The sequence below is a fragment of the Microbacterium sp. PA5 genome (assembly GCF_049860775.1).
In the GTDB taxonomy this organism is placed as follows: Bacteria; Actinomycetota; Actinomycetes; order Actinomycetales; family Microbacteriaceae; genus Microbacterium.
On the sequence record NZ_CP187567.1, the window covers coordinates 3,172,556 to 3,185,660 of the forward strand.

Annotated in this window: 12 protein-coding genes; 4 read left to right on the top strand and 8 right to left on the bottom strand. The window is 72.4% G+C overall.

The genetic code is table 11. The features are described from left to right. Positions 1-143: 143 nt before the first annotated feature. Positions 144-1,313 (bottom strand): cytidylyltransferase domain-containing protein, encoded by a 1,170-nt coding sequence (locus ACPWUT_RS14985; RefSeq protein ID WP_425839152.1) that lies wholly within the window; start codon positions 1,311-1,313, stop codon positions 144-146. Positions 1,314-1,456: 143 nt separating this feature from the next. Continuing rightward, positions 1,457-2,404, bottom strand: coding sequence for a Gfo/Idh/MocA family protein (locus ACPWUT_RS14990; protein ID WP_425839155.1), 948 nt, complete (start codon positions 2,402-2,404; stop codon positions 1,457-1,459). 51 nt (positions 2,405-2,455) lie between these two features. Between ACPWUT_RS14990 and ACPWUT_RS14995 the strand changes: the two genes are divergently transcribed. After that, positions 2,456-3,379 (top strand): NADP-dependent oxidoreductase, encoded by a 924-nt coding sequence (locus ACPWUT_RS14995; RefSeq protein WP_284528381.1) that lies wholly within the window; start codon positions 2,456-2,458, stop codon positions 3,377-3,379. Between the two features lie 133 nt (positions 3,380-3,512). On the opposite strand, the gene ACPWUT_RS15000 is transcribed toward ACPWUT_RS14995, so the two are convergent. The 4 genes from ACPWUT_RS15000 to ACPWUT_RS15015 form a co-directional block, all read right to left on the bottom strand. Continuing rightward, entirely contained in the window at positions 3,513-3,860 is a 348-nt protein-coding gene (locus ACPWUT_RS15000; protein ID WP_425839158.1) for a hypothetical protein, read from the bottom strand. Between the two features lie 841 nt (positions 3,861-4,701). After that, complete coding sequence (locus tag ACPWUT_RS15005; RefSeq protein WP_284528383.1) at positions 4,702-5,499, bottom strand: alpha/beta fold hydrolase; 798 nt, start codon at positions 5,497-5,499, stop codon at positions 4,702-4,704. Beyond that, on the bottom strand, positions 5,496-7,019 hold the full coding sequence (locus ACPWUT_RS15010; protein WP_425839162.1) for an MATE family efflux transporter: 1,524 nt from the start codon (positions 7,017-7,019) through the stop codon (positions 5,496-5,498). The genes ACPWUT_RS15005 and ACPWUT_RS15010 overlap by 4 nt, the downstream gene beginning before the upstream one ends. A gap of 117 nt (positions 7,020-7,136) precedes the next feature. Beyond that, complete coding sequence (locus tag ACPWUT_RS15015; protein ID WP_425839165.1) at positions 7,137-8,030, bottom strand: 3-methyladenine DNA glycosylase; 894 nt, start codon at positions 8,028-8,030, stop codon at positions 7,137-7,139. Positions 8,031-8,101: 71 nt separating this feature from the next. Between ACPWUT_RS15015 and ACPWUT_RS15020 the strand changes: the two genes are divergently transcribed. The 3 genes from ACPWUT_RS15020 to ACPWUT_RS15030 are packed head-to-tail and all read left to right on the top strand — an operon-like array spanning position 8,102 to position 11,065. Next, a complete protein-coding gene (locus ACPWUT_RS15020) occupies positions 8,102-9,016 on the top strand; it encodes a DUF808 domain-containing protein (RefSeq protein WP_425839168.1) in 915 nt (304 codons plus the stop codon). Positions 9,017-9,074: 58 nt separating this feature from the next. After that, a complete protein-coding gene (locus ACPWUT_RS15025; RefSeq protein ID WP_425839171.1) occupies positions 9,075-10,487 on the top strand; it encodes a serine hydrolase domain-containing protein in 1,413 nt (470 codons plus the stop codon). 38 nt (positions 10,488-10,525) lie between these two features. Then, positions 10,526-11,065, top strand: a complete 540-nt coding sequence (locus ACPWUT_RS15030; RefSeq protein WP_425839174.1) for a YaeQ family protein — start codon at positions 10,526-10,528, stop codon at positions 11,063-11,065. A gap of 9 nt (positions 11,066-11,074) precedes the next feature. Here the strand turns inward: ACPWUT_RS15030 and ACPWUT_RS15035 are convergent, their stop codons facing one another. Next, a complete protein-coding gene (locus ACPWUT_RS15035) occupies positions 11,075-12,373 on the bottom strand; it encodes an MFS transporter (RefSeq protein ID WP_425839177.1) in 1,299 nt (432 codons plus the stop codon). Further along, positions 12,370-12,831 (bottom strand): winged helix-turn-helix transcriptional regulator, encoded by a 462-nt coding sequence (locus tag ACPWUT_RS15040; RefSeq protein WP_284528389.1) that lies wholly within the window; start codon positions 12,829-12,831, stop codon positions 12,370-12,372. The genes ACPWUT_RS15035 and ACPWUT_RS15040 overlap by 4 nt, the downstream gene beginning before the upstream one ends. Positions 12,832-13,105: the final 274 nt, after the last annotated feature.

The window sequence follows — 13,105 nt, forward strand, 5'->3', positions numbered from 1 at the left end:
CGCCCTCGTGCCGCCAGTGTCCGCTCGCAAGGTGAACGGACGGCCACGCACGGGTGACGCGGGAGTCGCACCGCGGTGTCGAATCGGCGCGGCATCGGCACCCCCGGTCGTCGTGCGAGCGCGGCGGGGCGGGGCGACGGCGCTCAGCCGCCGAGCACCAGTTCCGCGAGCTCGCGCACCGCGCCCTCGCCGCCGCGACGGCTCAGCACCCGCCGCGCGATCGCCCTCGCCTCGGGTCGCGCGTCGGCGACCGCGATCGGCCAGCCGACGAGCTCCATCGCCGGGACGTCGTTGACGTCGTTGCCGAGGTACGCGATGCGCGACAGCGGGATGCCGCGCGCGCCCGCCCAGCGCCGGATCGCGGCCGCCTTGTCGTCGATCGACTGCAGCACCTCGACCTGCAGCTTCGCCGCCCGCGCTCCGACGACCGGGTGCGTCTCGGTCGAGAGGATGAGCACCGGGATGCCGGCCCGCCGCAGCCGGGCGACGCCCATGCCGTCGGAGCGGCTCACGCGCACCCGCTCGTCGCCGTGCGCGTCGATGAGGGCCGTGTCGTCGGTGTGCACGCCGTCGAAGTCGGTGACGACGGCATCGACGTCGATGGGCTCCGATCCGTCGTCCACGAGCGGCGCGATCGCCCGGGCGAGAGCGAGCTGGGCGTGATCGTCGATCTCCACCGCCGAGAGCTCGGGCACCTCGACGATCCCCACGCGGCCGAAGAACCGGTGCTGAGCGCGGCGGAAGCCCGCGGCGTCGAACGCGTAGAAGGCACCGGTCTCGAGGTAGTGCGGCTCACGGTCCTGCCGGCGCGGCCGGTGCGCGGCGTCGTGGTTGATCGCCGCGGCATCCGCGTCCGCGTCACGACGCCACAGGAAGCCGTAGGTCTCGAAGGCGGAGAACGCGGCGTCGTACCCGCCGCCGTCGACCATCGCGACGGCCTCGTCGATGCCGCGCGCGTCGATGAACGGCGACGTCGCCTGGAGGAAGACCACCGTCGCCACCCGGATGCCGCGGCTCTCGAGCACCTCGAGGGTGTGCAGGAGCGCGCTCTCGGAGCTCGCCGTCGCGCCGGCGATCTCGGCCGGCCGATCGATGACGAGCGCACCGGCGTCCTCGGCCACGCGGGCGATCTCGGCGTCGTCGGTCGAGACGACCACGAGGTCGACGCGCTGCGACGCCCGCGCGGACGACACGGCGCGCGCGACGAGGGGCACCCCGCCGACGGGAAGGACGTTCTTGCGGGGGACGCCCTTCGACCCGCCCCGCGCGGGGATGATCGCGACGGTGACCCGCGCGGACGCGTCTTCGGTCACGGCGATCTCCTCCCGGCGCGCGCAGTCGCGCGTCACGCTGCCCAGCGTGCGCGGTGCCGGTGACCGGCGGGGGAACCGCGGGTGAACGGCGGGAGTCCGCTCACCCCTGGGTCTGCCGCTTCCCTGGATCAGCCGGCTCCGGATCAGCCGGTGCCGCGGATCTCCTCCACGGCGCGCAGCACCGCCAGCGTGCGCTGCTGGTCGGCGGTGGGGTCGTCCTCGCCGCGCACGAGCTCGGCGAAGCGCGCGACCTCGTACGTCATGTTGTTGTCGTCGCCGTCGATCCGGTGCTCCTCGGGCTCGCCGCCGAGCGGCGTGAACACGATGGTGCGGGGGTCGGTGATCCGGTCGATCGTGAGCGTGCCGAGCTCGCCCTGGATCTCGCTCGGCCGCGACGACGCGGTGATCTTCGAGAAGCCGATGTCGGCGACGAAGCCCGGGTACAGGAGCAGTGCGGTGCCCGCGCCGTCGGCGCCCGTGGCGATCGTGACGGTCGCTCCGGTCACGGCGTCGGGAGCCCCGAAAAGCGCGATCGCGGCGCTCAGCGGGTAGACCCCGAGATCGAAGAGCGCGCCGCCCGCGAGCGCCGGATCGAAGATGTTGGGGGTCTCCCCCTGCAGCACGAGGTCGTAGCGGGCCGAGCGCTGACAGAGCGCGAACGACGCCCGGCGGACGACGCCCACCCGCGGCAGCAGGTCGCGCATCGCGACGAGGCCCGGGTCGTAGGCGTTGCGCATCCCCTCGAACACGACGACGCCCCGCGCAGCGGCCGCGTCGACCAGGTCGGCGAACTCGGCGGACGTGGGCGTCGCGGGCTTCTCCAGGAAGACGTGCAGCCCGGCCTCGATCGCCGCGCGCGCCTGATCCGCGTGGGCGCCGTTCGGCGAGCCGACGTAGACCGCGTCGACGCGTCCGGCGAGCGCGGTCAGCTCGTCGACGGCGTCCGGCACCCCCTGGCGCTGCGCGAAGGCCCGACCACGGGCGAGATCGCGGGAGTAGACGACGTCGACGCGCACGCCCTCGACGCGCGACACCGCCTCGATGAAGCGCTCGGTGATGGTGCTGGTGCCGATGGTGGCGAGTCTGATCACCTCTCCACGGTACGGGGAATGCTCACGGCCGCGCGCCGGTTGCGCCTCGGCATGAAGGCACTCGTCTATCGCGACTTCGGCGGCTCCGACCGCCTCGAGCTCACCGACCTCCCCGAACCCCACATCGGCCCCGACACCCTCGTGGTGCGCGTCGTCGCTGCGGGCATCAACCCGGTCGACTACAAGGTGCGGGAGGGATACCTCCGCGGCCTCATCGACACGTCGCTCCCGGCGGTCCCGGGCTGGGACGTCGCGGGCGTCGTGGAGAAGACCGGACTGGACACCCCGGAGTTCGCCGTCGGCGACGAGGTGCTCGCCTATGCCCGCGCCGACGTCGTGCAGCACGGCTCGCTCGCCGAGCTCATGCCGGTGCCCGTGCGCACCGCCACACGCAAGCCCGACGGCATCTCGTTCGAGCAGGCCGCCGCCCTCCCCCTCACGGGACTGACCGCCCTCCAGTCGATCGAGCGGTCCGGGCTCGGCGACGGCTCGACCGTCCTGATCCACGGCGCGGCCGGCGGTGTCGGCTCGTTCGCCGTGCAGCTCGCCTCCCTCCGCGGCGCCCGCGTGGTCGGCACCGCCTCGGAGCGCAACCACGACTACCTGCGCGACCTCGGCGCCGAGCCGATCGCCTACGGCGAGGGACTCGTGGACGCCGCGACGGCGCTCGCTCCGGAGGGCTTCGACGTCATCCTGGACTTCGCGGGCGGATCGTCGCTCGACAGCACCGGAGCGCTCCTGAAGGCGGGCGGCCGCGTCGTGTCGATCGCCGACCCGCGTGCGCGCACCGAGTTCGGCGGCGAGTACGTGTGGGTGCGGCCCGATCCGGCGCAGCTCGGCGAGCTCGCCCAGCTCGTGGCCGACGGCGCCCTCCGCGTGGAGCTCGCCGCGACCTATCCGCTCGACGAGGCCGTCGCCGCGTTCGCGCAGCTGGAAGAGGGCCACACGCGCGGCAAGATCGTCGTCACCGTCTGATCCGCGCCCGGCTGTCGGCGCTCAGTTTCGCGCTGCGCGGATTCGGAGTGTGCGCGTGGATTCGGATGCCGGCGGGCCCTGGCTCCGAATCCGATGCCATCCTCCGAATCCGCCACCCGGCTGGACCACTCGATCAGCTCATCGCCTGGTCGAACAGCCACAGCGACAGGATCAACCCTCCGACCGTGACCGCGACGCCGATGAGCGGCACCCAGGCCAGATCCTTCTCCCGGCGCCACGCGATCAGCAGGGCCACAGCGGTGATCGCGAAACTCGCGACGACGAAGGTCGCGTACACCATGCCTGCACGGTCTGCGCCGACCCAGTCGCAGGCGGGCGAGCAGGCGTTGCCCGCGAACATCGTGCGGAAGATCCAGACGACCGTGGTCACCACCGCCGTCACGATCTGCAGGACCGCGACAGCCACCACCGCCGCGACGGCTCTGCGTCGGGACCTGTCGGGTGCAGTGCGCTCTGCCATGGTCAGCTGAAGTTATCAGTGAGGTAAATGAACCAGTTGAAGACATCCTGCGTCTTCCCCGTATACGCGTTGTGCGCGGCGTTGCTCCACGCACCCGTGACGGGGCTCCGGCAGGCCCAGTCGCCGGTATTGCAGTAGGCGCGGACTCGGGGGAAGTATCCCGGTGTGGTGCTGGACCCATCCGCGCGCGGTGATGAGGACGGCGTATGCGGAGTATTTGCTGGTGGCCACCTGCGCCGTGGCTGGAGATCCAGCGCCGAACGCCGCAATCAGACCGATGAATGTCGCCAGCATTGTGAACGAAACGACTCGGCGCCGTCGTGAAGGTACGCCTACGGCGTTTTGTGGGTGAACTCGCAGCATGTCTGCACGCCAATCTTGAATTCCTGCGTTGTGCTCCCAGGAGTTGGTTCGAATGGCGTTCCCGTCTCGCCTGCCCCGAACGTAGCGGCGCGCACAGTGCACGACAACGTCTCTGCGGCGAGAAGACCCCCATCCCACAGACTCGGATGCCATCGAGCCCTGGGGCCAAGCCAGAGCCATCCCCCGAATCTGGCGCGAGGTTGGGCCACTGGATCAGATCGTGCCCGGACCGTTGGGATGACGGCGCTCGGCGGCTGCCTCGGAGATTGCCTATCGATCTGCCCTCGTCGCTACTTCGCACTCGCCGTTGAGGTGCCCCGAAGACGGCGTCCAACTCGCGTGATGCGTCGACAACCAACCGGTAGGCGAGGCCGAACGTGTCGGCGCGACCCGGAGCGTCGCCCGTGGCGGACACCACCACCGCGAGGCTGCCGGTCGGTCCCGAATCGTCCCGACGCCCGCGCACCCGGTCGTGCACTCAGCCGGCGAGGAACTCCACGGCGGCCTCGCGGAAGACCCGAGATCCGGGGGCGTTGAAGTGGTGGCGGTCGGGGATCTCGAGGAACCGGCCGGCGGGACAGGCGGCCGCGAGCGCCTTCGAGCCCTCGATGATGCCGTCGAGCGACCCCGTGGCGAACAGGACGGGCTGCTGCGGGGCGTGCGCGGGGTCGGGATCGACCTGCTTCGACGCGCGCAGCCCCGTGGCGATCGCCAGGAGAGCCTGCAGGTCGTTGCCGGGCACCCGCTCGGTGAGCTTCACGTAGTTCTGGGTGACGGGGTCGGTGACCGGGGTGCCGTGCTCGGCGAGCGCGCGCACCTGGTCGAGGTCGAGCCGGGCGAGCGGGATGCCGTCGGGCACACCGCCGAGCACGGCTCGCGGGATGCGCGGCGCGATGTCCTGCAGCACCTCCCAGCCCACGCGCGCGCCCAGGGAGTAGCCGACGTAGCTGGCCTCGTCGACGAGGTAGGTGTCGAGCACCGCCTCCACGTCGGAGGCGAGCTGGCGCAGGTGGTAGTCGCGCGACTCGTGGGGCTTGTCGCTGGCGCCGTGTCCGCGCTGGTCGAGCGCGAGCACGCGGTACCCGGCGCGCTGCAGGTCGCGCACCCAGCCGGTGCTCACCCAGTTGTCACGGGTGCTCGAGGCGAAGCCGTGCACGAGCACCACGGTCGGGAGGGTGTCCTCCCCCCACGAGTAGGTCGCGATGCGATGCCCTTCGCCGACCATGATGTACTGCGGATCGGGCATCTCGGTCAGCTGGGGCAGGGAGGTGGTCACCCCTTGATTCTGCTCCTCTTCCGCGGGCGCCGACGTGCGAGGATCCGCACGAGGTTCCCGCGCTGGGTCGCCGACGGCTGCTGCGGCAGGGCGATCGGCTGCGTGACGATCGCGTCGACGACCATCGAGCCGTCGCTCGGGCCGACGACGGGGATGGCCGACGTCGGCGTCGGGACGGCGGGCGTGACCGGCATCCGCCCGAGCTCCCGGTGGGCGCGCAGATAGGCCGGGATGAGGATGACGACCGCCCCGAACCAGGCGAGCGGGTTGCTCCAGGCGACGCCCACGAAGCCGAAGAACGCGCCCAGGACCACGGCCGCCCCCGTCCGCGCGAACAGCTCGACGACGCCGGTGACGGTGGGGATCATGGTGTGCCCGAGCCCCTGGAGCGCGCCGCGCAGGATGAACAGCACCGCCAGCGCACTGTACGTCGCACCGTTGATGACGAGCATGAGCGCGGCGAGGTCGACGACCTCGTCGGACCCCTCGCCGACGAACAGCCGCACGATGCCGGCGCCGAACACGATGAGCAGCGCGCCCAGGACGACCGCTGCGCCGAGCGCGAGCCAGGTCGCCTGCACGACCCCGCGCCGGATGCGGTCGGGGCGACCTCCGCCGTGGTTCTGCGCCACGTACATCGAGGTCGCGAGTCCGAGCGACATGAGGAGCGCCACGGCGAGTCCGTCGACGCGGGAGGCCGTCGTGTACGCGGCGACGTCGGCCGCGCCGAGGCGGTTGAGCGCCACCTGCACCGCGAGCGTGCCGATCGCGATGATCGAGGCCTGGAAGCCCATCGGCAGGCCGAGCCGCAGGTGCTCGGCGAGGTCGCGCCGCGTGACGCGCCAGTCGTGCCGGCGCACGTGGAGCACGGGCACGCGCCGGCGCACGTACTCGAGGCACAGCAGCACCGAGACCGCCTGCGACAGGACGGTGGCGAGCGCGGCGCCGGCGACGCCCCATTCCCAGGGCCCGACCATCAGCACGACGAGGCCGACGTTCAGCACGCACGCGAGCGTGAGGAACAGCAGCGGCGTGCGCGAGTCGCCGATGGCGCGGATGATCGCCGAGAGGAAGTTGAAGAACATCATCGTGCTCGCGCCGAGGAAGCTGATCTGAGCGAAGACGACGGCGTCCTCCATGAGCTCGGGCGGCGTCTGGAGCAGCTCGAGTCCCGGACGGGCGAGCATCGGGGCGAAGAGGGTGAGGATGACGCTCGTGATGCCGGTCAGCACGGCGCCGGCGGCCACGGAGCGCCGCACCGCCGCGTGGTCCTGCGCGCCGAACGCCTGCGCCGTCGGGATCGCGAATCCGGAGGTGAGACCCCACGCGAACCCGAGCAGCAGGAAGAGCAGGCTGCCGGTCGCGCCGACCGCCGCGAGGGCGTCGACGCCCAGCCAGCGGCCGACGACGATCGCGTCGGCCACCTGGTAGAGCTGCTGGACGACGTTGCCGATCAGCAGCGGCACCGAGAACGCGAGGATGACGCGCCACGGGCTGCCGGTGGTGAGTGTTCTGGCCATGCGAGTGCTCTCGGGAAGATCAGGGGGTGGGAGCGCGCCGCGACCGCGGCGACCTCGAGTCTATCGAATCGATTCGGAGTCGCGGAAGGGTCGACGGTGCTTTTCACCCGTCCGGGCTCAGCCGGCGAGCGCGCCCTCGACGATTCCGCGGAGCGCCGAGCGGATCCCGGCCGCACGCTCGGCGAAGCCGCGCTGGTGCGCGACGTACTCGGCCTTGCCCTCGGCCGACTCGATCGCCACGGGCGCGTACCCCCAGCCGACGAGGTCGTACGGCGAGGCCCGCATGTCGAGCGTGCGGATGTCACGGGCGAGCTCGAAGGCGTCGAGGAGCAGGCGCCCCGGCACCAGCGGTCCGAGCTTGACCGCCCACTTGTAGAGGTCCATGTTGGCGTGAAGGCATCCCGGCTGCTCGGTGTCCACCTGGCGAGCGCGGGTGAGGGCCTCGCGGTTCCGCGGCACGGCGTCGGGGGTGAAGAAGCGGAACGCGTCGAAATGGGAGCAGCCGAGCGGGTGCGCGTCCACGACCGCATCCGTCCCCTCGCGTCCCAGGCGCAGCGGCACGGGATGACGATGCTCGGCCTGACGGTAGACCATCGCCCACTCGTGCAGGCCGAAGCAGCCGAACTGCGCCTTGCGCCCCTCGGTCGCCCGGAGGATCCCGGCGATGCCACGGAGCATCAGCGCCTTCTCGCGGACGAACCCCGCGGTGTCGACCAGTACGTCGCCGCCGTCGGTCCGGTACCCGCGCCAGGAGGCCCGCGGGGTGGTCGCGGCATCCTGCAGGCGCACCCCCGCTCCCGGGTGCCAGCGGCGCAGCAGCCCCGGCTTGTAGCTGTAGTAGGTGTAGAGGAAGTCGTCGACGGGGTGGGTCTCGCCCCGTGCCACCCGATGGCGCCGCCCCGCGGTGAGCGCGTCGGCACGCACCGCATGCGCGTGCTCGAGCTCCGCCCACTCCGGCGCCGTCAGCACGCGCGCCGACACCGCGCGGGGCTGCTCGGCGACGTCGTCCACGCCACGAGGATACGCGGGGAGCCCCGACGTGCCGTAAGTTGGCTCCGCTGGAACACCATTCGGGGGTCGCTGTGTCCGTAGGTCTGCTCGCCGTCGTCGACGACATCCTCAGCGCCGCGCTCAAAGCGTCGGCGAAGTCGGCGGGGGTCGTCATCGACGACGCCGCGGTCACCCCGCAGTACGTGCAGGGCATCACCCCCGCGCGCGAGCTGCCGGTCGTCGGCAAGATCGCGCTCGGCTCGCTGGCGAACAAGTTCCTGCTGATCATCCCGGCGGCCATGCTGCTGACGGCGTTCGCGGACTGGGTGCTCCCGTGGCTCCTCATCATCGGCGGCGCGTACCTGTGCTTCGAGGGCGCCGAGAAGGTGCTGGAGTGGTTCGGCTTCCACCACGGCCACGAAGAGGAGGGCGGCCGCGACGAGAAGCGGCTGGTGGCGGGAGCGATCCGCACCGATCTCATCCTCTCGACCGAGATCATGCTCATCTCGCTCTCGAACATCGATCCCGATCTCGGCGTCTGGATGCGCCTGGCGGTGCTGGCGCTCATCGCCCTGCTCATGACGGGCATCGTCTACGGCGCTGTCGCGCTGCTCGTGAAGATCGACGACATCGGCCTGCGGATGGCGAAGAACCCGTCGGCGCGCGTGCGCCACACGGGCATGCGCATCGTCCGGTCGATGCCCGCGGTCTTCCGGGTCATCAGCATCGTCGGCACGGTCGCGATGCTCTGGGTCGGCGGGCACCTGCTGCTCGTGAACCTGGGCGAGGTCGGCTGGCATTTCCCCGTCGACGTGCTGCACGCCGTCGAGCACGCGCTGGAGCCGCTCGGCGGTCTCGTCGTGTGGCTGGGCGACACCGCCCTGTCGGCCGTCGCCGGGTTCGCGGCGGGCCTCGTGATCGTGGGGGTCGTGCTCGGGATCGGGAAGCTGCTCGGACGCCGCCCGTCGTTCACCGAGGGCGGCGAGACCCCGCACGCCGCGCACTGACCGCTGCCCCGGACCTCGCCTGGCCCGACCGCTCGGGCCGGGAGGGCAGACTGGAGGCATGAGCTCCGCGACCCCCGGCCTTCCCGCCGCCGCCGTCCGCGTCCTGATCGACAGCCTCTCGGCCGAGGGTCTCGACCCGCACGCTCTCGCGATCGCACGCGGGGGCACGATCCTCGCCGAGCATTCCTGGGCGCCCTGGTCGGCCGACCGGCCGGCGCTGTCGTACTCCGCGTCGAAGACCTTCACCTCGCTGGCGATCGGACTGCTCCGGAGCGAGGGACTGCTCTCGCTCGACGACTCCGCGGGCGCGCTGCTCGGGCTGCCGGACCCGCACGGCATCACCGTCCGCCACCTCCTCACCATGAACACGGGCCACAGCCAGGCGCAGGCCGACACGTTCGACTTCGACGTGCGCACGCTGCTGTCCACGCCCCCGGCCGCCGCCCCGGGCACCTCCTTCGCCTACAACTCGGACGCCACCTACGCGCTGTCGTGCATCGTCACCGCGGTCACCGGCCAGCGGCTGACGGACTACCTCCGGCCACGGCTGCTCGACCCGCTCGGCATCGGACGGCGATGGATGAAGCCCGCGTTCGGGATCGAGCAGGGCGCATCGGGGTTCCACCTGACGGTGCACGATCTGGCACGCATCGGCATGCTGCTCGCCGACGGCGGACGGTTCGGCGGCGCGCAGGTGGTGCCGGCCGACTACGTCGACGAGCTGGCGCGGCCGTGGTCCGACACCCGTGACCCGTCGCAGCCCGCCGATCCCGAGAACGACTGGACCTACGGCTACGGCTATCAGGTGTGGCGGGGGCGCCACGGCTTCCGGGTCGACGGCGCCTACGGCCAGTTCGCGGTCGTGCTCCCCGAGCACGGGCTCGTCATCGCGTACCAGGGCGCGACGCTGGAGACGCAGCGCACGATGCGGGCGTTCTGGCGGTTCGTGGAGGCCGTCGAGGTCGCCGATGCCGCGGAAGACGACGCCCCGGACGCCGCGCCCGCCGCCGGCGCGCCGTCCTCGCTCGACGCCTGGGACGCCCGCGCCGCCCTCGCGCCCGCGCCGGACGGGCAGCCGGACGCCACCGGCACGGAGGTCGTGGCGGCACCTCACGGCTGGACGGTGACCCTGCCGCCGGCGATCACGGGGGGCGCCGCGCAGACGGTCCCGGTCGGCGACTCCGGCTGGACGCGCACGGTGCTCGACCTTCCGGTTCCGGCCGAGTCGCGCGAGCCCGTCGTCGTCGGACCCCCCGTGGACGACGGCACGCACGTCGCCGTGGCGGCGCGCGGCGCGGCCGACGCCGAGGGCACCCTCATCCACGTGGTGGTGCCGACCTCGCCGCACCGCCTCATCGTGCGGCGGGCCGCCGACGGCACGGTGACGGCCGCCTGGCACACCGTCCCGCTGCGGGGCGGCGCCTTCGCGACGCTCGCGGTCCCCGCCTGGCTCGCGCACGACGCCGGCTGACGCGCGGCACCACCCCCGCCCGCGTAGGCTCGTTCGTCATGGCCATCGGCGCGACTATGCACACCTTCACCGTCCAGCTGGCCGACGTCGACCGCGGCGTCTACGAGGAGCTGTCGCTGCGGACGGCCCGGCAGTCGGCCGAGACCGACGCCTTCATGATGACGCGCGTCCTCGCCTACTGCCTGGAGTACGAGGAGGGGATCGCCTTCAGCGAGGGCATCGCGTCGGCCGACGAGCCGGCGGTCTCGGTGCGCGACCTCACGGGGCGGCTCCTCGCGTGGATCGAGGTCGGCGCGCCCGACGCGGCGCGCCTGCACCGCGGCAGCACCTCGGCCGAGCGCACGGCCGTCTACACGCATCGCGACCCGGCGAAGGTCGCCGCCCAATGGACCGGCAAGCGGATCCATCGCGGCGACGAGGTGGTGCTGCACAGCTTCGAGCCCGGCTTCGTCGAGCAGGCCGCCGCCCTGGTCGAGCGACGCAACGACATGACCCTGTCGGTGACGGAGCGACGGATCTACCTCGAGCTGAACGGCACGACCCTCTCGTCGGCGATCATCGACCAGCCCGCCCAGTGACGGGCCCGATCACCCCGCCGCCGTCCGGTGCGGCCTCCGCACCGCGATCGACAGCACGGCCGCGATCGCGCACAGCGCCGCTCCGCCCCACCAGGCGTAGGTGTACTCGCCGAACGCGTCGCGGATGACACCGGCGCCGAGGGCGGCGAGAGCGGCGCCGATCTGGTGGGCGGCGAACACCCATCCGAAGACGATCGTCCCCCTGTCGCCGAAAATCTCCCGGCACAGCGCCGCCGTCGGCGGCACCGTGGCGACCCAGTCCAGCCCGTAGACGACGATGAACAGCACCATGCTCGGGTGCACCGTCTCGGCGAGCAGCCACGGCAGCAGCAGGAGCCCGACGCCGCGGAAGCCGTAGTAGAGCACGAGCAGCTTGCGGGGGTCGTACTTGTCGGTCAGCCAGCCCGACGCCACCGTGCCCGCGATGTCGAAGACGCCGACCACCGCGAGCAGCCCGGCCGCGGTGGTCGTGGGCATGCCGTGGTCGTGCGCCGAGGGGATGAAGTGGATGCCGATCAGCCCGTTGGTCGTCGCTCCGCAGATGGCGAAGGCGATGGCGAGCGCCCAGAACGAGCGGTGCCGCGACGCGAAGACGAGCCCGTCGAGGGCGCGACGGGCCGCGTTCCCGGTCGCGCGCGCGGGCGCGGCGTACGTCGCGGGGTCCGCGCCGAACGGCAGCACCCCGCGGTCCTCGGGGTGATCGCGCAGGACGATCCAGACAACGGGCACCGCGGCCAGCGCCGCCACGGCGACCAGCAGCGACGCCTCCCGCCAGCCGACCGACTCGGCGACCACGGCGACGGGGGGCAGGAAGATGAGCTGACCGGTCGCCGAGCCCGCGGTCAGGACGCCCATGACCAGTCCCCGGCGCCGCACGAACCAGCGCTGCGCGATGGTCGCGGCGAACACGAGCGCCATCGAGCCCGTGCCGAGTCCGATGAGGAGACCCCAGAAGACCAGGAGCTGCCACGATGCGGTCATGAGCACGCTGCCGCCGGCGCCGAGCGCGACGAGCGTGAGCGCCGCCGCGACGACCTGGCGGATGCCGAAGCGATCCATGAGCGCGGCCGCGAACGGCGCGGTGAGGCCGTACAGGAGCAGGTTCACGCTGACGGCGAGGGACATGACGCTCGTCGACCAGCCGAACTCCTCGTTGAGCGGCACCATGAGCGCCCCGGGCGCGGCCCGGAATCCCGCGGCCGCGAGCAGCGCGACGAACGCCACCGCCGCCACGAGCCATGCGGGGTGGAACCGCCGCGGCGGCGACGGCGGGCCGGCCGGATCGAGGGCCTCGGCCTCGGCGGTCATGCCGACGCCGCGAGGGTGAAGGGGGCGCCGCCCATGCTCCGCCGCGACCACATCGCGGCGTCGGCGTCGAGCACCGCGTCGCAGTGGGTGCACCAGTCGGCGGACTCCGCCACCGTGCCGCATCGAGCGCAGGACACGGTGAGTCCCCACGGGCCCTCGGGGTCGACCTCGCGGGTGAACCTCGCGTAGGCGTGGAGGATCGGCAGCGTCGCGCGGCCCGCTGCGGTCAGCGCGTACCCGCCGGTGTCCACGCGGGTGAGCACCCCCGCAGCCTCCATCGCCTTGAGCCGACGCGCCAGCACGCTGTCGGCGGCCCCGGTCGCGGACCGGAGCTCGTCGAACCGGGTCCGGCCCGAGAAGAACTCGCGCAGCAGCACGAGCACCCATGGGTCGGCGAGGACGTCGGCGGCGTGGGCGATCGGGCACGTGGTCGACGACCAGTCGGAGCGGAGCGGCATGCATCCACTTTCTTGAAGAAAGTAGGCCGCGTCAAGAGGGACGCCACGACGAGGAGGCGACCCCGGGCGGCGGGGGAATGCGGGGCGGTCTGGAACCCTGGGAAGTCCGACCGCCCCGCCCGATCCGCCCCCCACACCGAGGGGCCGATCTCGCGCCACCACTCCCCCCGGAGTGGACCACCGCCTCCCACGGGAAGAGGCGGAGGGCCATAGAGGTGGCGCTCAGGGGGAAGGACTCCCCCGGGCTCCGGTCATGACGCGATGAGGGGAAGTT

Coding starts and splice junctions, on each gene's coding strand:
- ACPWUT_RS15000 (WP_425839158.1), bottom strand. CDS start 3,860: ATGGCAGAGCGCACTGCACCCGACAGGTCCCGACGCAGAGCCGTCGCG.
- ACPWUT_RS15025 (WP_425839171.1), top strand. CDS start 9,075: ATGAGCTCCGCGACCCCCGGCCTTCCCGCCGCCGCCGTCCGCGTCCTG.
- ACPWUT_RS15010 (WP_425839162.1), bottom strand. CDS start 7,019: ATGGCCAGAACACTCACCACCGGCAGCCCGTGGCGCGTCATCCTCGCG.
- ACPWUT_RS15040 (WP_284528389.1), bottom strand. CDS start 12,831: ATGCCGCTCCGCTCCGACTGGTCGTCGACCACGTGCCCGATCGCCCAC.
- ACPWUT_RS14995 (WP_284528381.1), top strand. CDS start 2,456: ATGAAGGCACTCGTCTATCGCGACTTCGGCGGCTCCGACCGCCTCGAG.
- ACPWUT_RS15030 (WP_425839174.1), top strand. CDS start 10,526: ATGGCCATCGGCGCGACTATGCACACCTTCACCGTCCAGCTGGCCGAC.
- ACPWUT_RS15035 (WP_425839177.1), bottom strand. CDS start 12,373: ATGACCGCCGAGGCCGAGGCCCTCGATCCGGCCGGCCCGCCGTCGCCG.